This window comes from Roseibium suaedae (assembly GCF_900142725.1).
Taxonomy (GTDB): Bacteria; Pseudomonadota; Alphaproteobacteria; order Rhizobiales; family Stappiaceae; genus Roseibium; species Roseibium suaedae.
Genome location: NZ_FRBW01000002.1, coordinates 286,934 through 313,196 on the forward strand (window position 1 = coordinate 286,934; position 26,263 = coordinate 313,196).

25 protein-coding genes, 1 tRNA gene and 1 riboswitch are annotated in these 26,263 nt (G+C 59.4%); of the genes, 8 read left to right on the forward strand and 18 right to left on the reverse strand.

Going from position 1 to position 26,263, the window contains the following annotated elements; all coding sequences use genetic code 11:
* Positions 1–125 precede the first annotated feature (125 nt).
* The 5 genes from BUA94_RS08320 to BUA94_RS08340 form a co-directional block, all read right to left on the reverse strand.
* The gene (locus BUA94_RS08320) at positions 126–1,298 is read right to left on the reverse strand and encodes an isovaleryl-CoA dehydrogenase (RefSeq protein ID WP_073011767.1); all 1,173 of its coding nucleotides are present in this window, start codon (positions 1,296–1,298) and stop codon (positions 126–128) included.
* Positions 1,295–1,753 carry a GNAT family N-acetyltransferase gene (locus BUA94_RS08325; protein ID WP_073011771.1) on the reverse strand — a complete coding sequence of 153 codons (459 nt, stop codon included), beginning with the start codon at positions 1,751–1,753 and terminating at the stop codon, positions 1,295–1,297. Before BUA94_RS08325 ends, BUA94_RS08320 begins: the two co-directional genes overlap by 4 nt.
* A gap of 6 nt (positions 1,754–1,759) precedes the next feature.
* A complete protein-coding gene (locus BUA94_RS08330) occupies positions 1,760–2,203 on the reverse strand; it encodes a PaaI family thioesterase (protein ID WP_073011772.1) in 444 nt (147 codons plus the stop codon).
* On the reverse strand, positions 2,200–2,628 hold the full coding sequence (locus tag BUA94_RS08335; protein WP_073011773.1) for a MerR family transcriptional regulator: 429 nt from the start codon (positions 2,626–2,628) through the stop codon (positions 2,200–2,202). Before BUA94_RS08335 ends, BUA94_RS08330 begins: the two co-directional genes overlap by 4 nt.
* A 148-nt stretch (positions 2,629–2,776) precedes the next feature.
* Positions 2,777–3,202, reverse strand: a complete 426-nt coding sequence (locus BUA94_RS08340; protein WP_073011774.1) for an organic hydroperoxide resistance protein — start codon at positions 3,200–3,202, stop codon at positions 2,777–2,779.
* A 216-nt stretch (positions 3,203–3,418) separates the two neighbouring features.
* Here BUA94_RS08340 and BUA94_RS08345 point away from each other — a divergent pair, with 216 nt between their 5' ends.
* Complete coding sequence (locus BUA94_RS08345) at positions 3,419–3,982, forward strand: MarR family winged helix-turn-helix transcriptional regulator (protein WP_328586287.1); 564 nt, start codon at positions 3,419–3,421, stop codon at positions 3,980–3,982.
* 29 nt (positions 3,983–4,011) lie between these two features.
* Here the strand turns inward: BUA94_RS08345 and mgtE are convergent, their stop codons facing one another.
* The 6 genes from mgtE to BUA94_RS08375 form a co-directional block, all read right to left on the reverse strand.
* The gene (mgtE, locus tag BUA94_RS08350) at positions 4,012–5,427 is read right to left on the reverse strand and encodes a magnesium transporter (RefSeq protein ID WP_073011775.1); all 1,416 of its coding nucleotides are present in this window, start codon (positions 5,425–5,427) and stop codon (positions 4,012–4,014) included.
* Between the two features lie 194 nt (positions 5,428–5,621).
* On the reverse strand, positions 5,622–5,948 hold the full coding sequence (locus BUA94_RS08355) for a hypothetical protein (RefSeq protein ID WP_073011776.1): 327 nt from the start codon (positions 5,946–5,948) through the stop codon (positions 5,622–5,624).
* Between the two features lie 35 nt (positions 5,949–5,983).
* Positions 5,984–7,387, reverse strand: a complete 1,404-nt coding sequence (locus tag BUA94_RS08360) for a pectinesterase family protein (RefSeq protein ID WP_073011777.1) — start codon at positions 7,385–7,387, stop codon at positions 5,984–5,986.
* A gap of 134 nt (positions 7,388–7,521) precedes the next feature.
* Positions 7,522–7,848, reverse strand: coding sequence for a hypothetical protein (locus tag BUA94_RS08365; RefSeq protein ID WP_073011778.1), 327 nt, complete (start codon positions 7,846–7,848; stop codon positions 7,522–7,524).
* 130 nt (positions 7,849–7,978) lie between these two features.
* Positions 7,979–8,065 (reverse strand) — tRNA-Leu (locus BUA94_RS08370).
* Between the two features lie 259 nt (positions 8,066–8,324).
* A complete protein-coding gene (locus tag BUA94_RS08375; RefSeq protein WP_073011779.1) occupies positions 8,325–8,591 on the reverse strand; it encodes a FliM/FliN family flagellar motor switch protein in 267 nt (88 codons plus the stop codon).
* A 199-nt stretch (positions 8,592–8,790) separates the two neighbouring features.
* Between BUA94_RS08375 and lipB the strand changes: the two genes are divergently transcribed.
* Both lipB and BUA94_RS08385 read left to right on the forward strand, forming a co-directional pair.
* Positions 8,791–9,516 (forward strand): lipoyl(octanoyl) transferase LipB, encoded by a 726-nt coding sequence (lipB, locus tag BUA94_RS08380; RefSeq protein ID WP_073011780.1) that lies wholly within the window; start codon positions 8,791–8,793, stop codon positions 9,514–9,516.
* Between the two features lie 139 nt (positions 9,517–9,655).
* Positions 9,656–11,605, forward strand: a complete 1,950-nt coding sequence (locus BUA94_RS08385; protein WP_073011782.1) for a methyl-accepting chemotaxis protein — start codon at positions 9,656–9,658, stop codon at positions 11,603–11,605.
* Positions 11,606–12,427: 822 nt separating this feature from the next.
* Here the strand turns inward: BUA94_RS08385 and BUA94_RS23935 are convergent.
* From BUA94_RS23935 to BUA94_RS08415, 6 genes are all read right to left on the reverse strand, one after another.
* Positions 12,428–13,918: a methyl-accepting chemotaxis protein gene (locus tag BUA94_RS23935; RefSeq protein ID WP_073011785.1), complete on the reverse strand. Its 1,491-nt coding sequence runs from the start codon at positions 13,916–13,918 to the stop codon at positions 12,428–12,430.
* Positions 13,908–14,228, reverse strand: a complete 321-nt coding sequence (locus BUA94_RS08395; RefSeq protein WP_073011788.1) for a hypothetical protein — start codon at positions 14,226–14,228, stop codon at positions 13,908–13,910. The genes BUA94_RS23935 and BUA94_RS08395 overlap by 11 nt, the downstream gene beginning before the upstream one ends.
* Positions 14,229–14,504: 276 nt before the next feature.
* Positions 14,505–15,440 carry a DMT family transporter gene (locus BUA94_RS08400; RefSeq protein ID WP_073013745.1) on the reverse strand — a complete coding sequence of 312 codons (936 nt, stop codon included), beginning with the start codon at positions 15,438–15,440 and terminating at the stop codon, positions 14,505–14,507.
* Between the two features lie 71 nt (positions 15,441–15,511).
* Positions 15,512–15,660: riboswitch (FMN riboswitch) on the reverse strand.
* 19 nt (positions 15,661–15,679) lie between these two features.
* Positions 15,680–17,026: a sensor domain-containing diguanylate cyclase gene (locus BUA94_RS08405; protein WP_073011791.1), complete on the reverse strand. Its 1,347-nt coding sequence runs from the start codon at positions 17,024–17,026 to the stop codon at positions 15,680–15,682.
* A gap of 169 nt (positions 17,027–17,195) precedes the next feature.
* Positions 17,196–17,855 carry an HAD family hydrolase gene (locus BUA94_RS08410; RefSeq protein WP_073011795.1) on the reverse strand — a complete coding sequence of 220 codons (660 nt, stop codon included), beginning with the start codon at positions 17,853–17,855 and terminating at the stop codon, positions 17,196–17,198.
* 18 nt (positions 17,856–17,873) lie between these two features.
* Positions 17,874–19,886, reverse strand: coding sequence for an acetyl-CoA carboxylase biotin carboxylase subunit (locus BUA94_RS08415; protein ID WP_073011798.1), 2,013 nt, complete (start codon positions 19,884–19,886; stop codon positions 17,874–17,876).
* A gap of 252 nt (positions 19,887–20,138) precedes the next feature.
* Here BUA94_RS08415 and BUA94_RS08420 point away from each other — a divergent pair, with 252 nt between their 5' ends.
* From BUA94_RS08420 to BUA94_RS08430, 3 genes are all read left to right on the forward strand, one after another.
* On the forward strand, positions 20,139–20,603 hold the full coding sequence (locus BUA94_RS08420) for a hypothetical protein (protein WP_084081876.1): 465 nt from the start codon (positions 20,139–20,141) through the stop codon (positions 20,601–20,603).
* Positions 20,604–20,725: 122 nt separating this feature from the next.
* Positions 20,726–21,091, forward strand: a complete 366-nt coding sequence (gene folB, locus BUA94_RS08425; RefSeq protein WP_175558021.1) for a dihydroneopterin aldolase — start codon at positions 20,726–20,728, stop codon at positions 21,089–21,091.
* A gap of 384 nt (positions 21,092–21,475) precedes the next feature.
* Complete coding sequence (locus tag BUA94_RS08430; protein ID WP_073011803.1) at positions 21,476–21,811, forward strand: hypothetical protein; 336 nt, start codon at positions 21,476–21,478, stop codon at positions 21,809–21,811.
* A 265-nt stretch (positions 21,812–22,076) separates the two neighbouring features.
* Here the strand turns inward: BUA94_RS08430 and BUA94_RS08435 are convergent, their stop codons facing one another.
* Entirely contained in the window at positions 22,077–23,609 is a 1,533-nt protein-coding gene (locus BUA94_RS08435; protein ID WP_073011805.1) for an acyl-CoA carboxylase subunit beta, read from the reverse strand.
* A gap of 245 nt (positions 23,610–23,854) precedes the next feature.
* On the opposite strand from BUA94_RS08435, the gene BUA94_RS08440 reads away from it, so the two are divergent.
* Positions 23,855–25,279, forward strand: a complete 1,425-nt coding sequence (locus BUA94_RS08440; protein ID WP_084081878.1) for a circularly permuted type 2 ATP-grasp protein — start codon at positions 23,855–23,857, stop codon at positions 25,277–25,279.
* Between the two features lie 4 nt (positions 25,280–25,283).
* Positions 25,284–26,231 (forward strand): alpha-E domain-containing protein, encoded by a 948-nt coding sequence (locus BUA94_RS08445; protein ID WP_073011807.1) that lies wholly within the window; start codon positions 25,284–25,286, stop codon positions 26,229–26,231.
* The last annotated feature ends 32 nt before the right edge of the window (positions 26,232–26,263 follow it).

Here is a 26,263-nt window from a genome sequence, read left to right on the forward strand (position 1 = left end):
TGCCGCATCGCAGCAGATATCCGCCCCAACAACCCACCCTGGATTGATGGAAACAGACAGACGCAACCCCAACCATCCCGTCTCCTCCCTTTCGCAGGAAAGGAACGGGATGGCCGGTTTCAATTTCATCTGGACTTGTTGAAGAGCTCGCGGCCGATCAGCATACGGCGGATCTCACTAGTGCCCGCGCCGATTTCATAGAGCTTGGCATCGCGCAGCAAGCGGCCCGTGGGATATTCGTTGATATAGCCATTGCCACCCAGAAGCTGGATCGCATCCAGCGCCAGCTTTGTGGCGTTCTCGGCTGCATAAAGGATCGCACCGGCCGCATCCTCCCGGGTGGTTTCCCCCCGGTCGCAAGCCTGAGCCACCGCATAGACATAGGCCTTGGTGGCGTTCATGGTCACATACATGTCCGCGACCTTGCCCTGCACCAGCTGGAATGTGCCGATCGGCTGACCGAACTGTTCGCGCTCGTGGATATAGGGAATGACCACATCCATGGCCGCCTGCATGATGCCGACAGCACCAGCGGCCAGAACCGCCCGCTCGTAGTCCAGTCCGGACATAAGCACGTTGACGCCCTTGCCCACTTCGCCGAGCACGTTCTCTTCCGGAACCTCGCAGTCCTGGAACACGAGTTCGCCGGTTTCAGAGCCGCGCATGCCCAGCTTGTCCAGCTTCTGCGCCACGGAGAAACCCTTGAACCCCTTCTCGACCAGGAAGGCCGTGATGCCCTTGGTGCCTGCGTCCGGATCGGTCTTGGCATAGATGATCATCGTGTCGGCGGAAGGGCCGTTGGTGATCCACATCTTGGAGCCGTTGAGGATGTAGCGGTCGCCCTTCTTCTCGGCCTTGAGCTTCATGGACACCACATCGGATCCGGCCCCCGGCTCGGACATGGCCAATGCGCCCAGATGCTCGCCGGAAACCAGCTTGGAAAGATAGCGCTTCTTCTGGTCATCATTGCCCCAGCGGCGCATCTGGTTGACGCAGAGATTGGAGTGAGCGCCATAGCTAAGACCAATGGAAGCGGAAGCCCGGCTCACCTCTTCCATGGCAACGCAATGTTCCAGATAGCCAAGGCCCGCCCCGCCCCACTCTTCCTCCACGGTGATGCCGTGCAGGCCCAGGGCGCCCATTTCCGGCCACAGCTCGCGGGGGAACCAGTCCTCCTTGTCAATCCTGGCAGCCAGCGGCGCGATCCGGTCCTGCGAGTAGCTGCGCACCGTGTCGCGCAGCATTTCGGCGGTATCGCCCAGATTGAAATTGAATGACGGAATGTCGTTGCGGATCATCTTGCTTCCTCCCAGCGGCGCTTGTCGTAGCGCACGAATTTGCTCAGCAAGCCAATCCGGTCATAAAGACGCCTGGCGGTGCTGTTGTGGTCATGTGTGTGCCAATAGACATTGGTGCAGCCGAGCGTTTCAGCGGCCTCATAGACCGCTTCGATCAGCTTGCGGCCGGTGCCGGTTCCCCTCTGGCCGGCATCGACAAACAGATCTTCAAGATAGCAGGTTGGAGCCAGCGACCAGGTGCTGGCATGCGGCAAGGAATGAACCAGACCAGTCAGCTTTCCGCCCCGCTCGGCAACCAGCGCGAAATGACCGCCCTCGCCCAGCAGCCGCTCGAACAGGCCGTCTGTCACCTCCTGCGGCAGGGTTTGCTCGTAAAAGGTCAGATATGCCTGCCAGAGCACGTCCCACTGAGGCCGGTCCTCGCGGGTAAGCGGGCGGATAGTCACCTCATTCATTGTCAGTCAGTCCTTCATGCCTTCGAGGGCAACCATCGTAAAAAGACCGGTTGCCACATGCACCTGCTGCTCGCCGTCGATGCCATGGACATCCGACTGGCAGATCGTCAGCATGCGCCCCGGCTTGATCACCCTGCCCCTTGCCACCAGCCTCGGCTGGCGAGCGGGATTGAGCAGATTGACCTTGAACTCGCTGGTCAGCACGCCGAAGCCTGCCGGATAGAGGCTGAGCGCAGCATAGCCCGCAGCAGAATCGGCAATCGAGGAAGTGGATCCTGCATGAAAGAAGCCGTGCTGCTGCGTGAGTTCCGGGCGCAGGCTCAGTTCGATATCAACTTCGCCGGGCGCAAGATGCGTTAGCGATGCGCCGAGATGGGCCATGAATTTCTGTGCGACGAAACTCGTCCGCACGCGGTCTTGCCAATCCGGATCACGCGGTGTGAGTTTCATGCTTCTTCCTCCCTCAGAACCGGTGCGGCGCTGTCTTCAAATACGCCGCCGATCTCTGCCATGCGCGAACGGGCGCCCGCTTCCACTTCATCCAGCTCCTTCAAGGTCAGCTCGATGTCGCGGTATTTTTCAAGAAGCTCGGTGCGGCGGGCGGTAATCTTTTCCATGAGCAAGCGCAGCTGACCGGCCTCCCCCGGCGCCTTGCCATACATGCCGATCATTTCGCTGATTTCCGCGAGGGAGAATCCGAGGCGCTTGCCGCGCAGGATCAGCTTGAGACGGGTCCGGTCCGCGGGACTGTAAAGCCGTTGCCGCCCGCGGCGCTGTGGGCTCAGAAGCCCTTGCGCCTCGTAGAACCGCAAGGTTCGCGTGGTTATCGCGAATTCCTGGGTCAATTGCGTGATCGTGTAGAACCGCTGCTGCATGCTTCCTCCTTGGAAGCACAGCCTCACGTCTTTTTACGTTAAAGTCAACCGAGAGAATTTATTTCATAATAATCAGATGATTGGACAGAAACGCATCGCCCAGTCACAGAAACATGCCCGGGAGGATACCCCCTCCCGGGCAGGAGTATCAGGCGACGGTCAGCTTGACGTCAATGTTGTTCCGGGTGGCGTTGGAATAGGGGCAAACCTGATGCGCCTTGGCGACCAGAGCTTCGGCAACGTCCTTTTCCAGACCCGGCAGGGAAACCTCAAGCGCCACGGTCAGACCGAAGCCGCCTTCCGAACGCGGGCCGATGCCGACTTCAGCCGTTACGGACGCATCTGCGGGAACCTTGATCTTTTCCTGCTGGCCAACAAACTTCATCGCACCGATGAAGCAGGCAGAGTAACCGGCTGCAAACAGCTGTTCCGGGTTGTTGCCCTCACCGCCTGCGCCGCCGAGTTCCTTCGGAGTTGCCAGCTTGACGGAAAAGCTGCCGTCGAGGGTTTGAGCGGATCCATCACGGCCACCGGTTGCCTTGGCCTTGGTCGAATATGCAACGTTTACAGACATTCTCGCCTCCAGTTTTGCCGGCCGCCAGCGCCAATCCGCGCCACGGCTCGATACACTTGTTCCAATTAGGCGCGATCAAGTCGATTTCGACCCTGTCGCACGAGTCCATTTATATCGCGCGCGATATAAATGCAAGACCTTGCGATAGAGTCGCGTACGATTTATTATCCTGACCATGCCCAGCGCCCTACTCGCGCCCCGGCACGGAGCCACGCCATGAACCAGTCAAGCCTGCCATTTGATCTCGGAGAACCGGACACGGATCCCGCCGCCGCGAAGAAGAACAAGAAGACGGCTACCAGCACCAGAATGGACAAGAATGCGGACAGTTCCCCGCCCGCTCCGCTGGAAGGAGAGCTGCAGATCGAGCAGTTTCTCTGCTTCTCGCTCTATTCCGCCAATCACGCGATGAACCGGGTCTACAAGCCGATCCTGACGGACCTCGGCCTGACCTATCCGCAGTATCTCGCCATGTCGGTGCTTTGGGAAAAGGACAAGCTGCTGGTCGGGGATCTGTGTGACCGGCTGCATCTGGAATCAAGCACGGTCACGCCGCTGCTGAAGCGGCTGGAAGTCATGGAACTTCTCTCGCGCCAGCGGGACACCAAGGATGAGCGGCAGGTGCGCATCAGCCTGACGCGCAAAGGCAAGGCCCTGAAGGCCAAGACCAGTGACATCAAGTCCTGCATCCTGGCTGCCACCGGCCTTACCCCCAAGGACGCCATCGCCCTTCAGACCAACATCATGAAACTGCGCGACGCCCTGTTAAAAGCGTCTTGAACATCAGGGCAGATTGGCCCTGCTGGTAGTCAGAACGGCAGATTGAACCAGAGTGCGGCTATGCCAAGGAAGGCGAAGAAGCCGACGACGTCGGTGACCGTGGTCACGAAGACGCTGGAGGCAATCGCAGGGTCGACCTTCATCCGGTCGAGGGCAATCGGGATCAGCAGGCCTGACAGCCCGGCAAACAGCATGTTGACGATGATCGCCCCGGCGATCACGATCCCGAGCCCCGCATTCTGGAACCAGCCCCAGGCGGTCAGGCCGATCAGCACGGCCAGTGCGGCGCCATTGAAAAAACTCACCAGCACTTCACGGCGCAGAACGCGGAACATGTTGCGCGCGCTCAGTTCCTGAGTCGCGATACCGCGCACGGCCACCGTCATGGTCTGCGTGCCCGCGTTGCCGCCCATGGAGGCAACGATCGGCATCAGAACGGCCAAGGCCACCATGGCTGAAATCGTGCCCTCGAACAGGGAAATGACCGAAGACGCCAGGACGGCCGTGCCGAGATTCACCACCAGCCAGAGCAGACGCGACTTGGCAATGGTCAGCACACTGTCCGAGATCTCTTCATCCCCCACCCCGGCCAGGGCGCGCAGATCCTCTTCGGCCTCTTCCTGGATCACGTCGACGATGTCATCGACGGTGAGAATGCCGACCAGCCGGTCGTTCTCATCAACAACGGCAGAGGACACGAGGTTGTAGCGCTCGAACCGGCGGGCGACCTCTTCCTGATCCTCGGTCGCCAGAACAGCCTGCCGGGTCTCGGTCATGACCGAGGTCATCTTCTCGTCCCGGCGTGTCCGCAGGATCCTGTCGAGCGCCACTGCGCCCAGCAGGTGGAAAGACGAATCCACCACATAGATTTCGTAGAAACTGTCGGGAAGATCCTGCGCCTCGCGCATGTAGTCGATGGTCTGGCCCACAGTCCAGAACGGCGCGACGGCAATGAATTCCGTCTGCATGCGCCGGCCGGCGCTTTCTTCGGGATAGTCCAGCGCCTTCTGCAACTGGGCCCGGTCCGCATAAGGCAGACCGCCAAGGATCTCTGCTTGGTCCTCTTCGTCCAGATCCTCGAGAATGTAGACCGCGTCATCCGAATCCAGATCGCCGAGACCTTCGGCAATCACTTCGTTGGGCAGGTCATCCAGAAGCTGGACACGGACGGCCTCGTCCGTTTCGGTCAGGGCGGTGTAGTCGAAGAGATCGCCGAGCAGGCGGACGAATTTCGGCCGCTCATCCGCTGTCAGCGTTTCGATCAGGTCACCGGTGTCGGCCTCGTGCAGGTCACCGGCCAGTTCGCGCAGCGCGGCCTGATCTTCCGCCTCGATGGCAGCCTCGACCGCAGCAATGAAATCCGGGTGCAGATGGCCTTCCTCGTCCCGGATCGGAAGCGGGGCCTGTTCCATCGGCTGATCTTCGATCTGATCGAGATTCGCCATGTACCCCTCCTTCACAAAGCGGGCCGGACAGCGCCGGACCGAAGACTAGAACCAGACCCGCACCACGCCTTGCGAGCCATCTCAGCAGTAACGTCCAGCCCGCTGATTTGCCACCGCCTGAGGGCAAAAAGTCCACAAGCTTGACCGGGTTGCGGGCGATTGTTGCAATGCAGCACCACGCTGGCGCCATCGCCTCACCAGGGCTCACACCCCTTGGCATCAATCGTCTGGCGCAACAGCTCCAGATAGTCCCGTGCAGGTTGGGGAAGAACACCCTCATCGCTGGAGATACAGGACGGCGCATTGGCAAAGCTGCGCCTTGAATGCTCGTTGCCCGGACAGATCCGCGCCGCGGCGAGAACCTTGGCCTCCAGATAGCGGAGCCTGGGGCACAGCATCGCGGAAAACTGCTCCGGCGACCGGGACATGGCCTGTGCAAGCTCAGGTGTCATGCCGCCGTTGGAGAAAGCGAGCGCTACCCCGGACACACTTGCCCAAAAACCCAGGGCCAGAAAGGGCATTCTGGCTGCCTTACCCAGTTTCAGCACCAGAGCCCTCACGTTTCCTCCGTATGGATTTCTCCAAGAAGCACCATGCCCGGATCGATGCCGCTGACATCAAGAAGGCCGAAGTCCGGCCAGTCCTTGAGATTTTCCAGGAAGTCCCGCGCACTGACTTGCACCGGACGGTACCGCAAGGACCAGCCCTGAGGGGCATAGTGGCCATCGGCGCCAAATGTTCCACCCATCCACTCTGCCCAAGGTGCAGACTTGTTGATATGCGGACCGACACGGCAATTGATCAGCACACATTTGCCGACCGAAAACAGCGTTTCCCGGCTGACCGTTCCTTCCGGCTCCGCATAGGCGGACACCTCTCCAAGGCGGCAGGAATATCCGGGCACGGACGGCTCGCCATAAGGCGTTGCCCGCACCGCCTCGAACCATTGCCGCCCCAGATTGAAGGTCCCCCTCAAGGCGGAGGGATCACCGTCATGGGTAAACTCGCAATCGTGGAAGACGATGCCGTAAGTCGTGCGTATGTCCGTCGAGGGGGCAGCCACATAGGCATGCCCTGCCCGGCTGCCGCGGCTGCGGATGACGCATTTGTCGAAATAGGCCGTTGCCTGACCAAAGATGAAATCCACATCGCCTTCGATGTCACAGCGCCGGTAGAAGGAGCGGACTGTCGTTCCCTTGCGCGGAGACCTGAAATAGAGCGTGTCCTGAAAGCTGGAAAGATGCACGTTCTCAAGATGAACCCGGTCGGCTCCCGCAATCAGCAGGGCCACCGCCTGATGCTGCCCCTTGGGATATTGCCCGCGCGCATTCTTCCGGCGTTTTTCAGACGGCAGATACATGTCTTCCCGGTCGCAATTATAGAGATTGCGGACCGTGACGTTCCGGAGCTGAAAACCTTCGTTCTCCACCCGCAGAACCGAGGCATTCAGCGTATTGATCTTCTCTTCTGCCGCGATCCTCCGGTAGATGTCGGCAATGCTGGCATCCAGGCCGTCGAAGCCTGCCGCGAATCTCTCCGCATACTCACTGCCTGGCATTTCCGCATCGATATCGGCCTCGATCACGGTTTGAGACGGATCCTCATCCCGCGAAAAGAGCGTGATCGGCACAGGCGACCCGTCGACCAGGAAGCCGGGCACATAAACCAGGCCGGTGTAGGTGCCGGGCAAAAGCTCGATATAGATCCGCTCGCGCGAACCGGTCTGCCTAGCAAGCCGGACCGCCTTGTCGATCACCTTGAGTAGACTGTCCTGCCCCGGCTCCGCCACATGGGCAGAGGGACGATCTTCTGGGCCTGTCATGAAGCCGTCCAGGTCCGGGTCCCAGGGATCAAACTCCTCTGCCCCAGCCGCTCCGGTCAGGCTCAGGACTTTAGACCGCTGAAAGAAACCGGCTTGCTCCGGCGAAAGGAGCGGACGCACGGGCGCCGGATGTTTCATGATTTCCTCCCAGAAAATCCTGTTACATTAAGGAGATAGATAAGGGGAAGGTTCAATCGGAAAAGAGGTGTGCCGTCATTTTTCCGGCAATCGCGCTCCAGCGCCTCCGGCGCCTTGCGGCCAGAACGCCGGCATCAACGGGCTTCGATCGGCACGCGCTTCAAGTCGCGATCTTCCGGATAGCGCAGAACGCACATTTTCGGAGACTCCCGGATCAAGATGCCATCCACCTCGACCGCGCTGACCCATGACAAACCATAGGCGAGAGCAAATTTCTGCACCCGCAGCCAATGGGTCGCCACATCCGGCTTTCCCGCCCGGATCGCCGACCGGATATTGCGGACACATTCATCGCGAAGCCCGATGCACAGCGGTTCTTCCCAGCGCTCCCGAAGCTCCTGGAAGTCCCGCCACACGGCGCCATCAATCACGAAAATCACATCCGGCCGCAAATCACTCATGAGACAATCATGACCAGCAAAGGCCGCAGTCCGCAACCTTCCAGGCAGACAATCTGGACCTGCTTCCCCGGAAAAAAGGCACAAAAAAACCGGCTCGGAGCCGGTTTCTTTCGTTTGCCTTTAGAGCAAATGGTGCGGTCGAGAAGACTCGAACTTCCACGGGTTTTACCCCACAGCGACCTCAACGCTGCGCGTCTACCAATTCCGCCACGACCGCATTCTGGTAGTCCCCAGCGCCTTGTCAGCGCCGAGGAGCCCCATGTAGCAAAACGGATTCTGCTGTGCAAGAGCGCCGTGAGGAATAATTCACAGGCTCATAAATTATTTTGCAGAAAGGCACTTGAGCGAAGATGACAAGGCGCTGAAATGCGCCATTTCCGGGCTTTCAGCCAACGGAAGTCCCTGCTCGATACCGGCCTGAAAGGCTGGGGAGAATTGATTTCACAGGCAGGTTCCGTTGACGCCGGCAATCCGGGTCAGAGCGGGCCATCCGTGCGCATAGGCCGGGTTTCCGGACGGCGCATCAGAACTTCCGTGATGGAAACGCCGATCTTCTCGCCCAGAAGCACCACCTGCCCCTTGGCCACCAGCGTGTTGTTTGCGTAGATCATCACGTCGGCGTCTTCGGCCACATCCAGATCAATCACGGCACCACGGCCCATGCGCAAAAGCTGATGCACCGGCATCTCGGCAGCTCCAAGCACGACCGAGATGTCGATCTTGATGTCATCAAAGGTGGCCATGACCCATTTCCGCCTGTAAGAGTGTCGCTGCCCGCAAGCGCATCCGCCCGTGACAGCATGCCATATCACTGATGGCTTCCATAGGCCCTTGCCTGCCTGGTTCACAACCCGCTAGATCAGCTTTCCGCCGTTTCATCAAACGCGGAAACAGGATCAAGCCAGCCCTCGTCAACCAAAAGAATAGCACACCCCAGCCATCATGTCCGCCCCAGCCAGAGACGATCTCAGCCCGGATTTCCGCCCCCAGATGACCACCGCTCCGGTGGACTGGATCATCAGCGACACGCTTGTCGACTATGAAAGCGCCGTTGCCTTCATGGACGCCCGTGTGGCTGCCATAGCAGAAGGCACTGCACCGGAATGCGTCTGGCTGCTGGAGCACCCGCCCCTCTACACAGCCGGCACCAGCGCCGACGACAGCGACCTGATTGCCCCGGACCGGTTTCCCGTCTATCGCACGGGACGCGGCGGGCAGCACACCTATCATGGCCCCGGCCAGCGGGTCGCCTATGTGATGCTGGACCTCCGGCGGAGGCGGCAGGATGTCCGTGCCTTTGTTGCAGCCCTTGAAGCCTGGGTGATCAACACTCTGTGGAGCTATCACATCCGCGGGGAACGGCGCGAAGACCGGGTCGGCGTCTGGGTGCGCCGTCCGGAGAAAGGCGCAACCGTGGAGGACAAGATTGCCGCCATCGGCATCCGCCTGCGCAAGTGGGTCACCTTTCACGGCATCAGTTTCAATGTCGATCCGAACCTGGACCACTTTTCCGGCATCGTTCCCTGCGGCATCCTGGAACATGGCGTGACCAGTCTTGTCGACCTGGGCATACCAGTCACCCTTGAGGAAAATGACACTGTTTTACTTACTGAGTTTGAGAAAATATTCGGACCAACACGGCGAGCAACCGACCCAACCGCAAGGTGAAGTCAAGAACAAGGCACAATCAAAAAACATAAGCCAGCTCATGACTTTCGCCTAGTCTTTGAAAACTCTGTAAATTTACGCTTAGTTCAACTTGAGCAGCGACAATGCATGCAATCGATTTTCTCAACGAGAAACATTCATGCAAAGTTCTGAAAACAAGCAACGCAGTGCAATCACCAAGATCCTGATTGCCGCTGCCACCGTCATCGTCGTGATCTTCGCCGGTTTCGCGATCTTCAACGACACACTTCAGCGAAATGCCAAGACCGACGAAATCAACGGCTACATGACGGAAGTCGGGCAGTCGGTGTCGCTCTCGGTCGAAAACTGGTTCCGCACCCGCGTCGCCCTGGCAGAGCTCAGCGCGGACCGGCTGGCCGAAGCAGGCCAGGTCGACAAGACCTATTTCAACCTGCCGATCCTGACCCGGACCTTCGATGCCAGCTACATTGGCCAGACGGATGGGGCTTTCCACATGTGGCCGGATCAGCCCCTGCCGGAAGGATATGATCCACGGGCCCGCCCCTGGTACAAGGAAGCCGTCGCCAGCGGCAAGCCGACCCTCACCGATCCTTATATCGATGCCTCGACGGGCAGCGTGACCGTGACAGCAACGAGCGTGGTCAAGAAGGGCAATGATCTTCTCGGCGTCTTCGGCGGCGATTTCCGCATTACAGAAGTCGTCAACATGCTGAAGGAAACCGACCTAGGCGGCCTCGGCTATGTCTTCCTGGCAAAGGCAGACGGCACGATCCTGATCCATCCGGACAGCAACCTGATTTCCAAGCCGATCAGCGACCTGCTGCCGAAGGGCGTCGTGGAAACCCGCCCGGAACCTCAATATCTGGACAGCCCGGAGGGCGAGCGCATCGTCCAGTTCGTCAAGATCGCCAATCTGCCGGTCGACTGGAGCATCGGCCTGTCCATTGACCGGTCCGCAGCCTATGCCAGCCTGACCAGCTTCCGCTACTCGGCAACCATCGCCACCGTTGCGGCCACAGCGCTGATGATGGCCATCCTGGGCCTGCTGTTCCACAAGCTCCTGTCCCAGCCGCTCGCTTCAGTGACCGGCGCAATGGGCCGCCTGGCGAATGGCGACCTGACGACCATCATCGAAGGCACGGAACGCCGGGACGAGATCGGATCGATTGCCCGCGCGGTCGAAGTCTTCAAGACAAATGCCATCGCCCGTCAGCGCCTTGAGGAAGAACAGAAAGCCGAGCAAAGCGCCAAGCAGCGCCGGGCCGAACTCGTTGACCGCCTGCTGCAGGACTTCAACTCGGACATCACCAGCGTTCTGGGCACGGTCGAGAACGTGACAGACGCCCTGGAGACAACGGCCCGGGAATTGACGGACACCTCATCCCGCAGCTCCTCCGAAACGCAGGCTGCGGCAAATGTCTCAAGCGACACTGCCTCCAACGTGCGTTCCGTCGCAGCAGCCTCCGAAGAGCTGACCTCCTCGATTGCAGAGATTGCCCGCCGCGTGGAAGATTCCACCCAGATCTCCACCAAGGCGTCCCATGCCGCCGCCCAGACGGACCAGACCGTTCAAAGTCTCGTGACGACGACGGAGCGCATCAGCCAGATCGTCAGCCTCATCAACGACATTGCCGCCCAGACCAACCTTCTGGCGCTCAATGCCACGATCGAGGCCGCCCGCGCCGGAGAAGCCGGCCGCGGCTTTGCGGTGGTTGCCTCCGAGGTGAAGTCCCTCGCCAACCAGACAGCAACGGCGACGGAAGAGATCGCAACCCAGATCCAGGCCATGCAGATGGTCTCCAACGAGGCCGCCGAAGCCATCAAGGGAATCGGCCGTGTGATCGCCGAGATGACCGAGATTTCTGCAGAAATCTCCTCGTCCATCGATCAGCAGAGTGCCGCGACCAACGAGATCTCGCGCAATGTCAACGAAGTCTCGACCGGCACGGATGCCATCTCCGACACGCTGAACAAGGTCTCGGACGGTGCACGCTCCACCGGCAAGATCGCCGACGACGTCCTGACAACAGCGACGGACCTCTCCCGCCAGGCAGACACACTCAAGGCCAAGGTTGTTGAATTCTTCAACGACATCCGCGCCGCCTGACATCACCTGAGAAGCACCGCAAGAACCCAAAACGGCCGCGTCAGATACTGGCGCGGCCGTTTTTGTTTGTTCTGGATGCCCTGACACCAGCCGCATATGCCCGTCCGCCCCTTCGCGGGACAGACGTCAGAGATAGTTAGAAGCTGAAAGGCACCGCTTTTTCCCATTCAAATAAGCGGCAATTTTCCGAAAGATTTAGGGCACACCTCTCCCCGTCGCCCTCCAGTGAGGGGAACACTTCAAACGGAATTCCGGTTCTCACGATTAAAAAGACAAAGAAAAGGACCCCACGACAGGCCATGAGGTCCTAAACGACCGACTCACAAAGGCTTGGCCCCTTCGACCGTCATCCCGGCCAAGCGGAGCGCGAGCCGGGACCGGTGAGCCAAAAGAACCTCGGGTTCAGTCAATTAACCACCGAAGCGCCACGGCTCACCGATCCCGGATCTCCGCTTCGCTGCAACCGGGATGACCATCCGGACGGGTTTCGGGCAGGAAAACTGTCTAAGTCAGCTTTTCCACGGGAGAAATCCCCTCCGTCTTCGTCCTGCCATGGCTTGACCATGGCATCCATGCCGCAACCTTACCCAACAGAAAAGCTGAGCTTTCAGGAGGCGGAACGGCATGGATTCCGGGTCAAGCCCGGAATGACGACGAGAGGAAAGGCCGGCTTCCCTTTTCAACACTCTTGAGAACAGAGTGATGACGAACCTATAGGTTTGCCTTCTACCTCAGCCCCACACCACGGATCCTGAGGTCGCAAAGCTTAAAAGGCCCGGCGAAGGTCAAAGGGTCTGCCGACAAGTCATCTTTCCCGGAGCGTCAGGCAGCAACATCACGCAGGAAGCTGTCCACGGCGGCCTGCATGTCCCTTGCCTGCCTCTCTAGCGCTTCGGCAGCCTGCGAAACCGCATTGGCAGAATTTGTCGCCCGCACGGAGACCTCGCTCAATCCGCCAATATTCGCCGTCACAAGGCCCGCGCCTTCAGCCGCCTGGGTCACGTTATGGGAGATTTCGTCTGTCGCAGCGCCCTGCTGCTCCACAGCCGCAGCAATGGCTGAGGTATAGGCATTCACCTCATCCATCGTGGCTGCAATGGCACCAATGGCCTCGACCGCGTCCTTGGTCTCGTTCTGGATGGCGGAAATCTGAGAGCCAATCTCTTCCGTTGCCTTGGAGGTCTGCGTCGCAAGCTCCTTCACTTCAGCCGCAACGACCGCAAAGCCCCTGCCCGCTTCACCGGCACGTGCAGCCTCGATTGTGGCATTGAGGGCCAGAAGGTTTGTCTGCTCTGCAATCGCCTGGATCAGGGTCACGACTTCACCGATGCGATTGGCCGCATCCGCGAGACCGGCAACTTTCTGATTACTGGTCTGGGCACCAACCGTGGCCTTGGCAACGATGCCCGAGGTCTGCTCGACCTGACGCGAAATCTCGTTGATGGAAGAGGCCAGCTCCTCCGCAGCGGAGGCAACGGTCTGGATATTGGAAGAGGATGCCCCGGAAGCATGGACTGCGTTGGCAGCCTTTTCCGAGGTGCCTTTTGCGGCTTCCCCAAGCTCGGCAGAGGCGCTCAGCATGGACCGGGCCTGATCCGAGACAGCCTGAAGCTTGTCCGCAATCTCTGAGCGGAACGCTGCAATACGCTGTCCGATGCGCTGCTGGCCAGCACGCTCCAGCTCAAGCCGGGCACGTTCGCTTTCCTGGAAAGCTTCCGCATGGAACTTAGCCACTTCCGCATCCTCGCGGGCCTTTTCAGCGCTCGCCATGGCACTGCCGAGCTGCTCCACGATCCACCAGAGTGCCGCAACTTCAGCAACAACGATGACGGCATGGAACATCACGCGCATCAGGTTCGGCCCACCGGGAAAGACTGCCCAGGGCAAGGCGAAATTGAAGACGATGTGGTGAATGGCAACAACCCCGGCATAGGCAACAAGCGCCCGCCAGTCGACCCACCCCGCAAGAATGGCGAGCACTGCGAAGAAATAGAGATGGGCATCCAGCTGGAAGGAATTGACCGGATCAGGGCTTGCACAGGCAGCCACAAACAGGGCAACAAGTGCACTCAGGGAAATGGCAGTGGCAATGCGCGTCTCCGTGGCGATGCCGAACTTGACCCAGGTCGCCGTCGCGGCAGCTCCAAGCAGGAGAGCTGCCCCGCTTATGCCTGGAACGGAAACCGAGCCAACCCACCACGCAGTTCCGATCACAAGCAGCACATTGAACCAGACAAAACAGAGGATGTAGCGTGCAAAACGCTCCCGCATCTGATCCAGACTTGCGATTGCCATCATCTGTTCATTCATCATCTTCACTCCCTGAAGGGGTCAGAACCCCTGCGCATGCACGCACAACGACAGAAGAGGCGACAAAAGCAGCGCCAGATGCGTAGAGCCTGGAAAGCAGATCATCCGTTCCGCTGAAGTCAGACACGGCAATCCAGCCGGAGGAATCAGCAGAGATGATCCGGCCTCCTGCCCTGGCGATGATGTCCGGAGCCGAGGCTCCCCAAGGCGCCGCAAAAACTGCGACGGGTCCCGGGCCGCCCGGCTGCAGGCCGGCAATCACCACAATGACGCTTGCTGCAGCGAAATAGCTCGCTGCGAATGCCTTGTGCATGGCGCCTCCCGTCCGGCCAGTATTTTCCGGCCTTCAGGAACAGCATAACAAACATCCGATTTAATAAATCCTGAACATCAAGACTTCGGATCTCTACGTATATTCAATAAATTTAAGAATACATTATCAGCAACAACAACGAGATGTATATTAAAAGCAAGCACGAAGAACAATATCGAAACCAAGGCCTTCAAGCGAGAAACCAGACGCTCAAAGAACCAGACTCGAAATTATCCGAAGATCAGAAGGAGTGGAACTTTCAGTAAGGCAAGGCCATCACTTGCCTGGTTCGGGTTCAGACTGGGAGGCCATGTCGTCAAGACGTTGTGCCCGGGCACGGTACTGTTCATCCTGCATCACGTAAAGCGAAGCCCCCACGATCATCAGGGCGCCAGGCCAGAAATAACCGTCTGGCGCAAACCCGAAGGCAACCCATCCGGCAAAGATGTTCAAGGGCAGCTTGAGATGATCAAAGGGCTGAATGAAGGCTGCATCGGCCTTGGAATAGGCCAGCGTCAGCGTGTAGTTCGCCGCAATGGTGAAGACCCCGGCAGCTGCAATGGCCGCTAGCGTCCATCCCGTTGGCACAATGAAACCTTCTGCAGATGCGAGCAGAAAATTGACCGGCGTCAGCAGCAGCAGAAGATAGACCGTCACCGTGTCGGCAGGTTCGGTGCGGGTGAGAATCTTCGTGATCAGGGATGCCCCGCCCCAGAAGGCGGCAGCGGCAACAGGCAGCAGAATCTCGAGGCGGAACCCGTCCGCCCAGGGCTCCAGAATGATCATCGCACCGGTAAAGCCAGCCAGGGTCGCTCCCCATCTTGCCAGGCCCACTTTTTCGCGAAGCAGAAGCTTTGCGCCAATGATCACGAAGAACGGCGACGTCATGACCAGAGCAATCGCCTGCCAGATCGGAACAGAGGCAAGCCCAGCGCCCCAAAGCTGTACACCAGCTACGGCAAAAAGAATCCGCAAGCCATGAAGCATGGGCCGGCGGGTGACCAGAGCAGACCGGCCATGGCGCACCAACCAGGGCAAGGCGCAGCAGAGCGCGGCAGCATATTGCCAGAAGACGGCGGAGGAGGACGGCATCCCGAGCTTCATGGTCGCGGTCTGCAGCGCGGCGTTGACCATCGCGAAACACGCGCCAGCGGCCACCATCAAGGCAGCTGCAACAAGGGGATATGCCGATTTTTGCGGCTTCTGGTTCATTGTCCGGTTCTCCAGCATGTTCCGGGACAATGACCTGCGCATCCGCGAGCCCTGAAAGGACGCGAATGACAGGCTGTTCTCTTTTATCCGGACTGTAACCGTCGGCTCCGGCATCTCACCGGATCTGCTGACCCTTGCCGCTTGAGGGACAAGGCGCTCGCGGGCTCCGGGTTACCCCGATACCGCCGGTGGGGAATTGCACCCCGCCCCGAGAACATTTCAGTAATGCTGAAGGATGTTTAGCGACGAAGCTTCGCCGATGCAACGGCACTTTTGCCAGACAGCGCCCCAGCAGGAACTGGCGCCGTGACAACACGGTTCCGGCCGTGTTCCTTGGCATCATAAAGAGCATGGTCCGCCCGAAGGATCGTCTGGCTCAGGCTCTCCCCTGGCCGGTAATCAGCCACGCCGATGCTCACTTCCACATGGAGCGTCTGATCCTCAAATGAGAAGTGGCTTGCCGCAAGCGTCTGTCGCAAGTTCTCGGCAACGAGAGCAGCCTCTTCAAGACTGCTGTTCCGAAGCAGCGCAAAGAACTCTTCGCCGCCTGAACGGGCGAAGACATGGGCCTTTCCGAGAACGGCCTGACACACCGCCACCATGTGGCAGAGAGCAGCATCCCCGCAGGCATGACCGAACCGGTCATTGATCTGCTTGAACTGGTCGACATCGATAGCCAGAACCGACAGCGGTGCACCTGATGTCTCCGCCACCATCTCTTCAGCCTGGGCGACTTCAAAGAACTTCCGCCGGTTGAAAGCGCCTGTCAGAGGATCGCATTCGGCCGCAACCTTCAGCTTGTCCTCCAGCTCCCGGCGCAGGGTGATGTCATGCATGGCACCAGCAAGACCATTGACCTCTCCCGTCAGGGGATCCCGGGTGACAGCCTTGTGGAAGGATACGTCTCTCGGCCGTCCATCCGCGTAGCAGACCTTGGCCTCATAGATCTGCACCCCTCCGGCCTGCATCAGCCTCTCGTCCGCATCGAAGTAGATCTGGGCATATTCAGACTTTGCGATATCGAAAACGCTCGAGCCAATGACCTTTGAGGCAGGCAAGCCGATGAACTCTTCAAAGGCCTTGTTGCAGCCCCTGTAAATCCCCGCCCGGTCCTTGAAAAAAACAGGAGACGGCAGATTGTCGAGCGCAGCCTGGGTCTCTGCCTGGCGGGCTTTCAATGTCTCGATCTCACCAAGCATGGCACGCCGGGTCAACAACGCACGCTGGGCGCGGGCAACGATCATGCCGGCCCCGGATACAAGCGGCTCACAGCAGACGTCATCTGCCCCCGCCCTGAAGATCGCAGAGATACGCGCTTCGGGCTGGGCATCTTTCAGGCAAATGCAGAGATAGGGAGACGAGCCAAGTTCCTGACGAAAGGTCAAAGTCTCGGCAATCGCCTCGTCAGCGGACACCTGAAGGATCACCGCGTCCAGTCCGGACAGGTCAGATCCCTTGACCTGCGGAAGGCTCACAAAGCTGGTATCCGGATGCCCTGGAAGGTTACCCGCGGAAGAAGGGGCAACAACGCCAAAACGGAATTGACGGCCAGCTGCAATTGCCATTTCCTTGCCGCTTTCCGCCATGCACCTGCGATCCTCAACCAACTCAACACGTAGCGAAATAGCCCTGAGGCGCTAAAAATCACTTTACGGCATCGGCTAAATCCGAGGGTATTCTATCGTAAATGTCGCTTACTGCGCATTTAGGAAAGAAGGTCAAAACCCTTACGTGTTTTCCCAGAGATAGCTCCCGCTATTCGTGCCCGCTATCCAGCCAGCGCCCCAATTCCGCAGGTGTATCAAGCACGGCGTTCGGCGACTCACCCAGCAGCTCACTGCGGCTGCCATAGCCCCAGGTTACGCCGACTGAAGCCATCTGGTTGGCACGTGCGCCAATCAGGTCATGCTTGCGGTCACCGATCATCACGCATTCCTCATGCGAGAGACCTTCCTGCGCCATCAGATAGGCAATCAGCTCCGCCTTCGCTGACCGCGTTCCGTCCAGCTCCGACCCATAGACCTTGCTGAAATGGGGCATCAGACTGAAATGTTCGACGATCTTGCCCGCGTAGGCATGCGGCTTCGAGGTTGCGACGAAAAGCTTGCAGCCTTTCGCCGCCAATCCGCCGACCAATTCGCTGATGCCGCTGATCAAGGTGTTCTCGAACAACCCTTCGCGGGTGTAACGCTCGCGATAGAAGGCCACGGCCTGATCCTGCAAGGCCCGGTCAGCGGTATTCAGAAGAACCGCGAAGCTCTCCCAGAGCGGCGGACCAATGCACCATTTCAGTTCCGCCGCTTCTGGCACCGGCGTGCCCATTTTCTCCAGCGCATACTGGATCGAGCGCGTGATTCCTGTGAACGGATCGGTGAGGGTTCCGTCCAGATCAAAAAGAACAGTGCTGAAAGTCATGGGCAATGGCCGCCGTTGTCAGGAGAACTCCATGATGACGGCATCCACCGCCAGGCTGTCCCCAGCCTTAGCCTTGATTGCGGTGACTGTGCAATCCCGCTCGGCGCGCAGAACATTCTCCATCTTCATGGCTTCTACGACGGCGAGCTGTTCCCCGGCCTTGACCTCCTGCCCTTCTTCAACGGCGATGGAGACCACGAGGCCCGGCATCGGGCACAGAAGCATCTTGGAGGTGTCCGGCGGCATCTTCTCCGGCATCAGGGCATCCAGCTCTGCCGTGCGGGGCAGCATGACCTTGGAGACGACAGAATACCCCTGCCAGTCCAGCCGGTAGCCACCGGCAACGGGGCGCACCTGGACCGTCATCGCGCGTCCACCAACGGAACCACGCCAGATCCGTTCGCCCGGAGCCCAGCTCGACAGGACCGTCTCTACCGGCCCGTCACCGACCTGCACGTCGATCTCGACGGGTGTCGCAGGGAAGCCTGCCACGAGCCGGACCGGCTGATAGGTCTTGTCCAGCTTGACCACCCAGTCCTCACGCACTGCGCCCGAGTGAGGCCGCAAGCGGCCCGGCAAATGATCCAGGCGCTCACGCTGCATCGCGCCCATGGACAGGGCAACCGCACTGAGAAGGCCGAGCGCTTCCGCATCCGGTTCGGCCGGAGCGAAACCATCAGGATATTCATCGGCAATGAAGCTGGTGGCAAGTTCTCCAGACTTCCAGCGCGGATGGTTCATCAGCGAGGTCAGGAAAGGAACATTATGCTGGATCCCGTCCACGTAGAACGCATCCAGCGCCTCGCTCATCGCGGTAATCGCCTCGGCGCGGGTCGGTGCATGGGTGATCAGCTTGGCGATCATCGGATCATAGAACATGGAAATTTCGGAGCCTTCGACGACCCCCGTGTCGTTGCGCACCGTGATGCCGCCGCGCTGCTCCTCTGCCGGCGGCTCGTAACGCACCAGGCGGCCGATGGACGGCAGGAAGTTGCGGTACGGATCTTCCGCATAGATGCGGCTTTCCACCGCCCAGCCATTCAGCTTCACATCACTCTGGGCCAGCGTCAGCTTCTCGCCATAAGCGACGCGGATCATCTGCTCGACCAGGTCCACACCGGTGATCAGTTCGGTCACCGGATGCTCCACCTGCAGGCGGGTGTTCATTTCAAGGAAGAAGAAGCTCTTGTCCTGACCAGCCACAAACTCGACGGTGCCCGCGCTGTCATAATTCACGGCCTTGGCCAGCGCCACGGCCTGTTCGCCCATCTTGCGGCGGGTTTCCTCATCCAGCAGCGGCGACGGGGCTTCCTCGATCACCTTCTGGTTCCGACGCTGAATGGAACATTCGCGCTCGCCCAGATAGATGACGTTGCCGTGCTTGTCGCCCAGCACCTGAATTTCGATATGGCGCGGATTCTGGATAAACTTCTCGATGAAGACCCGGTCATCGCCAAAGGAAGAGGCCGCTTCCGACTTGGAGCGGACGTAGCCGTCCCGCGCCTCTTCCGCGTTCCAGGCTATGCGCATGCCCTTGCCACCACCGCCGGCAGAGGCCTTGATCATGACCGGATAGCCGATCTCACCGGCAATCTCGACGGCCTGATCAGCCGATTCAATCACACCCAGATAGCCGGGAACCGTGCTGACCTTGGCTTCATTGGCAAATTTCTTCGACTCGATCTTGTCACCCATCGCCTCGATGGCATGCGGATTCGGGCCGATGAAGACGATGCCTTCCGCCGCAAGCACCTTCGGGAAGCTCGCCCGCTCGGACAGGAAGCCATAGCCCGGATGCACGGCTTCTGCGCCAGTGGCCTTGCAGGCAGCAATGATCTTGTCGGCGATGAGATAGGATTCAGATGCTGCGGCAGGGCCAATGTGAACAGCTTCATCAGCCATTTCCACGTGAACCGCATCCCGGTCCGCATCGGAATAGACCGCAACGGTCTTGATCCCCATACGGCGCGCCGTCTTGATCACACGGCAAGCGATTTCACCACGGTTGGCAATGAGAATTTTCGAGAACATGCAGCATCCGCCCCGATTTCTTTATCTTCGGGGAAGAGTTGTAGGACGCTGCCTGACGCGGCGCAATATGTCGAAAGGATGACCCGCCTCCAACCGCCCTTCACAGCCTTGACGAAACACCTCCCCCGGAAAGCAACACCAAGTAGAACGTATCCTGCCGGGACAGTCAGGTTCGGCGGTTTCACTGGAGAAACAGGGATAGGGATTTTTAACAGTTCCATGTCTTTAATCCCTCCGGATCGGGGGATTTACATGGTTAAAAAATATTTCATCTCAGGACTTCTGTCCTTAGTTTTATTTCCGTCAGCAGTACTTGCCGCACAGTCAGGTGACTGGCACATTGATACGGTCAAGGGATTTGAAAAATACTGGACCAAGTCGGAAGACGGGTCGCTCTTCACCATCTGGTGCCACAGGAACCGCAAGCTCTCCGGCACGGTGATCGACGTTGACATCCGCGGCAAGGCTGCCCCCGCCCGCAAGACCATGCGGGTGATCATCGACCGCCACATGCAGAAGGTCACCGCCGACACCGCCGGCTATGTGCAGACAGACTGTGCTGCATGCGCTGATGGCTACACGGTCCTGTGGCAGCGGCTGCGGACCGGGCACCACCTCAGCGTCATGTTCGATGATGAGACCATGGCGAACTTTTCGCTGATCGGCGCCAGAGAGGTTTTGGCCGACAGCGCTTGCCCTGCCGATTTCTACAAATAGGCCCCCATCCACATCACCCGCTGCGGACGCTGGATTTTCCGCGCCGCAGGCACTAAACCCTGCACCTTGGTTTCCACGGCGGCACGCCTCAGCATGTCTGCACGAAGGATCCGGGGATACACATGGACGCAATACACCTGAAGGACCTGGCGTTCTTCGCTTATCACGGCCTCTACGAGGAAGAAGCGCGCCTGGGGCAACGCTTCCTGGTGGACCTGACTTGCTGGCTGGACCTGTCAGCTGCCTGCGAGAGCGACGAGTACGATCAGACCGTCTGTTATGCCGGGCTGGTCAAATCCGTCGAACAGGCCGTCACCGGCACCCGCTTCAATCTGATCGAGCGGCTGGCCGCCGAGATCGTGAAAGCGGTCTTCAACACGGATGAACGCATCCAGAAGGTCCGGGTGAAGGTCGAAAAGCCCGGCGCCCCCCTTCCCGTTCCCTCCGGCACGGCAAGCGTCGAGATCATGCGCAACCGGCCGGGCTAATACCAACCTCAAGAAATAACGACCTATTTGATGGCCTCAGCCGGGTTCCCGGCTAGGCACGGTGCGCCGCCCGATGCCGGGCATCGGGCAAGCAGCGTAACGACGTCCGGGGAGCCGGAAGTGGCCACCGGAGGCCGCGTTTTCGAACCGCCCGGGCTACGTCGCGTTCCTTGGAAGATGCACCGCATCTCCCTGCGAAACGCTTCTTGCCGGACAATCCGAAAACGCGGTCAAATAGGTCGCTATTTCTTGAGGTTGGTATTACCTGACCATTGCCCTTCGGCTGGCGGGCAGAAGCCGGTATCCTCCCTCATCTGGCAAAACAGGGCGCGAGCGCCTATCTTGAATGGATGGGGGAATTGTCCGGATTGCGGAGCACCGATCATGACTTCGATATCGACAAGACGCTGGCCTGCCCGTCACCTGAAGCGCGGAACCACTGCCTTGCTGGTTCTTGCCAGCATCGCCAGCCCGGCCCTCGCCCGGCCTGACCTCAGCAAGATGACCTGCGCAGCCGCCCAGCAAATGGTCCAGCGCAACGGCAAGGTGGTCTTCACCACCAGCCCGACGACCTATGCGCTGTTTGTGTCCAACCGCAGCTACTGTGACCGCTGGGAAGACATCTACCCCCAATATGCCCGCACGAAGGACACGCCGAATTGCCCGGTGGCCTACAAGTGCCAGGAGCCATTGTTCCGGCGGAGCCTCTGGGAGCGGTAGGGGCTTTCAGCAAAAAGGGCAGCCGGTGGCAGCCCTCGGACTGCGGGCAAAGACGTAAAACTCCCGATCGTCATCCCGGCCAAGCAACGCGCGAGCCGGGACCGGTGAGCCTAAAAGCTATCGGCTTCAAAGAATGGAATGCCGAGAGACCTAGGCTCACCGGTCCCGCATCTTCGCTTCGCTGCGTGCGGGATGACAATTGGATGGGTTCGTCATCAATCTCAGGGCAGCCCTGAGATTGAGATAGACCAGTTTCCCCATCCGCTCAGAGCGGGATGTTGTCGTGCTTCTTCCACGGATTCTGCTGGGACTTCGTCCGCAGCAGGGCCAGCGCGCGGGAGACCCGGCGGCGGGTGGAATGAGGCCGGATGACTTCGTCGATATAGCCGCGCTCAGCCGCAACGAAGGGATTGGCGAAACGGTCTTCGTAATCCTTCGTCCGCTTGGCGATCTTGTCCTTGTCGCCCAGTTCCGAGCGATAGAGGATCTCGACAGCCCCCTTGGCGCCCATCACAGCGATCTCGGCTGAAGGCCAGGCATAGTTGATATCGCCTCGGATGTGCTTGGAACTCATCACGTCATAAGCGCCGCCATAGGCCTTGCGGGTGATGACGGTGATTTTCGGAACGGTCGCTTCCGCATAGGCAAAGAGCAGCTTCGCGCCGTGCTTGATGAGACCGCCATATTCCTGGGATGTTCCCGGCAGGAAGCCCGGCACATCCACCAGCGTGACCAGCGGAATGTTGAAGCAGTCGCAGAAGCGGACGAAACGGGCAGCCTTGCGGCTGGCATCACTGTCCAGAACGCCTGCCAGAACCATCGGCTGGTTGGCGACGATCCCGACTGTGCGTCCCTCGATCCGGCCAAGACCGGTGACGATGTTCTTGGCGAAAGAAGCCTGAATCTCGAAGAAATCGGCCTCATCGACCATCTTCAGAATCAGCTCCTTGATGTCGTAGGGCTTGTTCGGATTGTCCGGGATGAGCGTATCAAGGCTCATGTCGATCCGGTCCGGATCATCGTGACAGGCCAGCTCCGGGATCTCCGCCGTGTTGTTCATCGGCAGGAAATCGATCAGGCGGCGCATTTCCAGAAGGGCTTCAACGTCATTGTCGAAGGCACCATCCGCGATCGACGACTTGGTGGTGTGAACGGACGCACCGCCCAGTTCTTCTGCCGTCACCGTCTCGTTGGTAACGGTCTTCACCACATCGGGACCGGTCACGAACATGTAGGACGTGTCACGGACCATGAAGATGAAATCGGTCATCGCCGGGGAATAGACGTCCCCGCCGGCACAGGGGCCCATGATCAGGGAGATCTGCGGGATGACGCCTGACGCCAGTACATTGCGCTGGAAGACCTCGCCGTAACCGCCCAGCGCCGCGACGCCTTCCTGGATACGTGCCCCGCCTGCATCGAAGAGACCGATGATCGGCGCCCGGTTCTGCAGGGCCATGTCCTGAAGCTTGATGATCTTTTGGGCGTGGGTTTCAGAGAGCGACCCGCCAAAAACCGTAAAGTCCTTGGAAAACACATAGACTGTGCGGCCGTTGACCGTTCCCCAGCCTGTAACCACGCCGTCGCCGGGAATATGCTGCTCTTCCATGCCGAAATCGGTGCAACGGTGCACCTTGAACATGTCGAATTCTTCGAAGGATCCCTCGTCGAGCAGAAGCTCGATACGCTCGCGTGCGGTCAGTTTTCCCTTGGCATGCTGCGCATCGATGCGGCGCTGCCCTCCTCCCAGACGGGCGGTTTCCCGGCGGCTTTCCAGTTCGGCAAGGATTTCCTTCATAAGTCGCTCCGCAACAGCAATTTCTCCCAATCGACACTGGTCCTAGCATGCAGTGCCATCCCGGCAAAGTCATCAGAAGGGCGAACCCGAAAATTGCACCCTTGCAGACAATCGAAATGGAAAATCGCATTCCCTTACGGCATTTGCACAAAAAGTGGGCACAAAAGCCTCTAGATTGCTCTTGGAGACACCCGCAGTATTTGTAATGCTTGCACAACATCGCGGCAGAAATGAACGGGGAGGCAATGGGCGAAGAGCGGTCGTTTTTCAACGAAATGCAGGATGAGGCGGGAATTCCTCGCGCAGCCTACGAGCAGCTTGTGTCCTGGCTGGAGAGCAAGCCGTCCAACTTCCTGAACCGGAAAAGCCGGGAAGCGGAAACGATCTTCCGAAGGCTGGGCATCACCTTCGCGGTTTACGGCGCACACGAGGCCACCGAACGCCTGATCCCCTTCGATCCGATCCCCCGGATCATTTCCGCTGCCGAGTGGCGGCGCCTGTCCGCCGGTATCGAACAGCGCGTCCGAGCGCTCAACGCCTTCCTCCACGACATCTATCATCGTCAGGAAATCATTCGCGCCGGGCGCATTCCCGCTGATCTGATCCTGCAGAACGAAGCGTTCCTGCCGGAAATGGTTGGCTTCACGCCTGCCCGCAAAGTCTATGCCCATATCATCGGCACCGACCTCGTCCGTGTCTCGGAGAATGAATTCTACGTTCTGGAAGATAACACCCGCACCCCGTCCGGTGTCTCCTACATGCTGGAGAACCGCGAGACGATGATGCGGATCTTCCCGGATCTGTTCCAGATGCACCGGGTGGCACCGGTCGAGCAATATCCGGACCTTCTGCGCCAGACCCTCGAAAGCGTCGGTCCGGACCAGGGCAAGAGCGACCAGACCATCTGCGTCCTGACGCCTGGCATCTACAACTCTGCTTATTTCGAACATGCCTTCCTGGCAGATTCCATGGGCGTGGAGCTGGTCGAAGGACGGGATCTGTTCGTGGATCAGGGCAAGGTGTACATGCGCACCACCCGCGAGCCCAAGCAGGTGGATGTCATCTACCGCCGCATCGATGACGCGTTCCTCGATCCTCTCACCTTCAATCCGGACAGCATGCTGGGCGTTCCCGGCCTGTTCGATGCCTACCGGGCGGGCAATGTCACGATCTGCAACGCGCCGGGCACCGGCATTGCGGACGACAAGGCCATCTACGCCTATGTGCCGGACATCATCGAGTTCTACACCGGCCAGAAGCCGATCCTGAACAACGTGCCGACCTGGAATTGCTCGCGCCCAGACGATCTGGCCTATGTGCTCGACAATCTGGAAGACATCGTCGTCAAGGAAGTGCATGGATCAGGCGGCTACGGCATGCTGATCGGCCCGACTGCCACCAAGCGGCAGATCTCGGACTTCCGCAAGATACTGATGGCCAACCCATCCAACTACATTGCTCAGCCGACCCTCGCGCTATCCGCCTGCCCCACCCATGTTGCCTCGGGGGTTGCGCCCCGGCACGTTGATCTGCGTCCCTATGTCCTGATCGGCGACCAGGTCCGCATCACCCCCGGTGGCCTGACCCGCGTCGCCTTGAAGAAGGGATCGCTGGTGGTCAACTCCAGCCAGGGCGGCGGAACCAAAGACACCTGGGTGCTGGAGGACTGATATCATGCTCGGACGTACTGCCTCCTCCCTGTTCTGGATGTCCCGCTATCAGGAGCGTGCCCAGAACAACACCAAGCTTCTCGAAGTCGCCTACCGGAACTCCATGGTTTCGCACAATGGCAATGGAGACGTGAGCAACTGGACCTTTGCCCTGGCAAGTTCCGGCAATGCCCATGGTTTCGGCCTGAAGGTCGAGGAGATCACGCCAAAGGCCGTGATCAACTACATGATCTTCGACAAGGACAACCCGTCGTCAGTCCGCATGTGCCTGGAAAACGCCCGCAACAACGGGCGCTCCGTGCGCACCGGGATCACCGCCGAGCTCTGGGAAGCCCTCAACACCACCTACATCGAGTTTTCGGACGTCAATCCGCAGTCGATCACCCAGGACAAGCTGCCGGATTTCCTAGCCTGGATCAGCCAGCGCTCTCACCTGTTCAGAGGCGCGCTGCTCAACACGATCCTGCGCGATGACGGCTATTTCTTCAGCCAGATGGGCAATTTCGTCGAACGGGCCGACAACACCGCCCGGATCCTGAACACCCAGTACTGGGTGCTCCTGCCGGACAATGACGTGATCGGCGACGGCAACGAACGGATGCAATGGAGCGGCATTCTGAGAGCGCTTTCGGGTCTGCGCAGCTACCGCTTCGCCTATCCGGATGCCAAGCTGAAGGCCTTCAACATCTCGGAATTCCTGATTCTCAGGAAGGAAATGCCCCGCTCGCTGGCCCATTGCTACGACTGGATTGTCGACAGCGCCGATGATCTGGCCCAGTTTTACGGAAATGACGATCCAAGCATCAAGCTGGCCAGGGAGATCGAACAGGATCTCAGGACACTTAAGATGCAGCAGATCTACGACCGGGGCCTGCATGACTTCCTGAATGACTTCATTTCCCGGAACAATGCCTTCGCGCTGCAACTGTCGGAAGACTACAATTTCGCCTGACAGACCCACGACAACGCTTTCAACAACAAGGG

Coding starts and splice junctions, on each gene's coding strand:
- BUA94_RS08320 (WP_073011767.1), bottom strand. CDS start 1,298: ATGATCCGCAACGACATTCCGTCATTCAATTTCAATCTGGGCGATACC.
- BUA94_RS08325 (WP_073011771.1), bottom strand. CDS start 1,753: ATGAATGAGGTGACTATCCGCCCGCTTACCCGCGAGGACCGGCCTCAG.
- BUA94_RS08330 (WP_073011772.1), bottom strand. CDS start 2,203: ATGAAACTCACACCGCGTGATCCGGATTGGCAAGACCGCGTGCGGACG.
- BUA94_RS08335 (WP_073011773.1), bottom strand. CDS start 2,628: ATGCAGCAGCGGTTCTACACGATCACGCAATTGACCCAGGAATTCGCG.
- BUA94_RS08340 (WP_073011774.1), bottom strand. CDS start 3,202: ATGTCTGTAAACGTTGCATATTCGACCAAGGCCAAGGCAACCGGTGGC.
- BUA94_RS08345 (WP_328586287.1), top strand. CDS start 3,419: ATGAACCAGTCAAGCCTGCCATTTGATCTCGGAGAACCGGACACGGAT.
- mgtE (WP_073011775.1), bottom strand. CDS start 5,427: ATGGCGAATCTCGATCAGATCGAAGATCAGCCGATGGAACAGGCCCCG.
- BUA94_RS08355 (WP_073011776.1), bottom strand. CDS start 5,948: ATGCCCTTTCTGGCCCTGGGTTTTTGGGCAAGTGTGTCCGGGGTAGCG.
- BUA94_RS08360 (WP_073011777.1), bottom strand. CDS start 7,387: ATGAAACATCCGGCGCCCGTGCGTCCGCTCCTTTCGCCGGAGCAAGCC.
- BUA94_RS08365 (WP_073011778.1), bottom strand. CDS start 7,848: ATGAGTGATTTGCGGCCGGATGTGATTTTCGTGATTGATGGCGCCGTG.
- BUA94_RS08375 (WP_073011779.1), bottom strand. CDS start 8,591: ATGGCCACCTTTGATGACATCAAGATCGACATCTCGGTCGTGCTTGGA.
- lipB (WP_073011780.1), top strand. CDS start 8,791: ATGTCCGCCCCAGCCAGAGACGATCTCAGCCCGGATTTCCGCCCCCAG.
- BUA94_RS08385 (WP_073011782.1), top strand. CDS start 9,656: ATGCAAAGTTCTGAAAACAAGCAACGCAGTGCAATCACCAAGATCCTG.
- BUA94_RS23935 (WP_073011785.1), bottom strand. CDS start 13,918: ATGATGAATGAACAGATGATGGCAATCGCAAGTCTGGATCAGATGCGG.
- BUA94_RS08395 (WP_073011788.1), bottom strand. CDS start 14,228: ATGCACAAGGCATTCGCAGCGAGCTATTTCGCTGCAGCAAGCGTCATT.
- BUA94_RS08400 (WP_073013745.1), bottom strand. CDS start 15,440: ATGAACCAGAAGCCGCAAAAATCGGCATATCCCCTTGTTGCAGCTGCC.
- BUA94_RS08405 (WP_073011791.1), bottom strand. CDS start 17,026: ATGGCGGAAAGCGGCAAGGAAATGGCAATTGCAGCTGGCCGTCAATTC.
- BUA94_RS08410 (WP_073011795.1), bottom strand. CDS start 17,855: ATGACTTTCAGCACTGTTCTTTTTGATCTGGACGGAACCCTCACCGAT.
- BUA94_RS08415 (WP_073011798.1), bottom strand. CDS start 19,886: ATGTTCTCGAAAATTCTCATTGCCAACCGTGGTGAAATCGCTTGCCGT.
- BUA94_RS08420 (WP_084081876.1), top strand. CDS start 20,139: ATGGTTAAAAAATATTTCATCTCAGGACTTCTGTCCTTAGTTTTATTT.
- folB (WP_175558021.1), top strand. CDS start 20,726: ATGGACGCAATACACCTGAAGGACCTGGCGTTCTTCGCTTATCACGGC.
- BUA94_RS08430 (WP_073011803.1), top strand. CDS start 21,476: ATGACTTCGATATCGACAAGACGCTGGCCTGCCCGTCACCTGAAGCGC.
- BUA94_RS08435 (WP_073011805.1), bottom strand. CDS start 23,609: ATGAAGGAAATCCTTGCCGAACTGGAAAGCCGCCGGGAAACCGCCCGT.
- BUA94_RS08440 (WP_084081878.1), top strand. CDS start 23,855: ATGGGCGAAGAGCGGTCGTTTTTCAACGAAATGCAGGATGAGGCGGGA.
- BUA94_RS08445 (WP_073011807.1), top strand. CDS start 25,284: ATGCTCGGACGTACTGCCTCCTCCCTGTTCTGGATGTCCCGCTATCAG.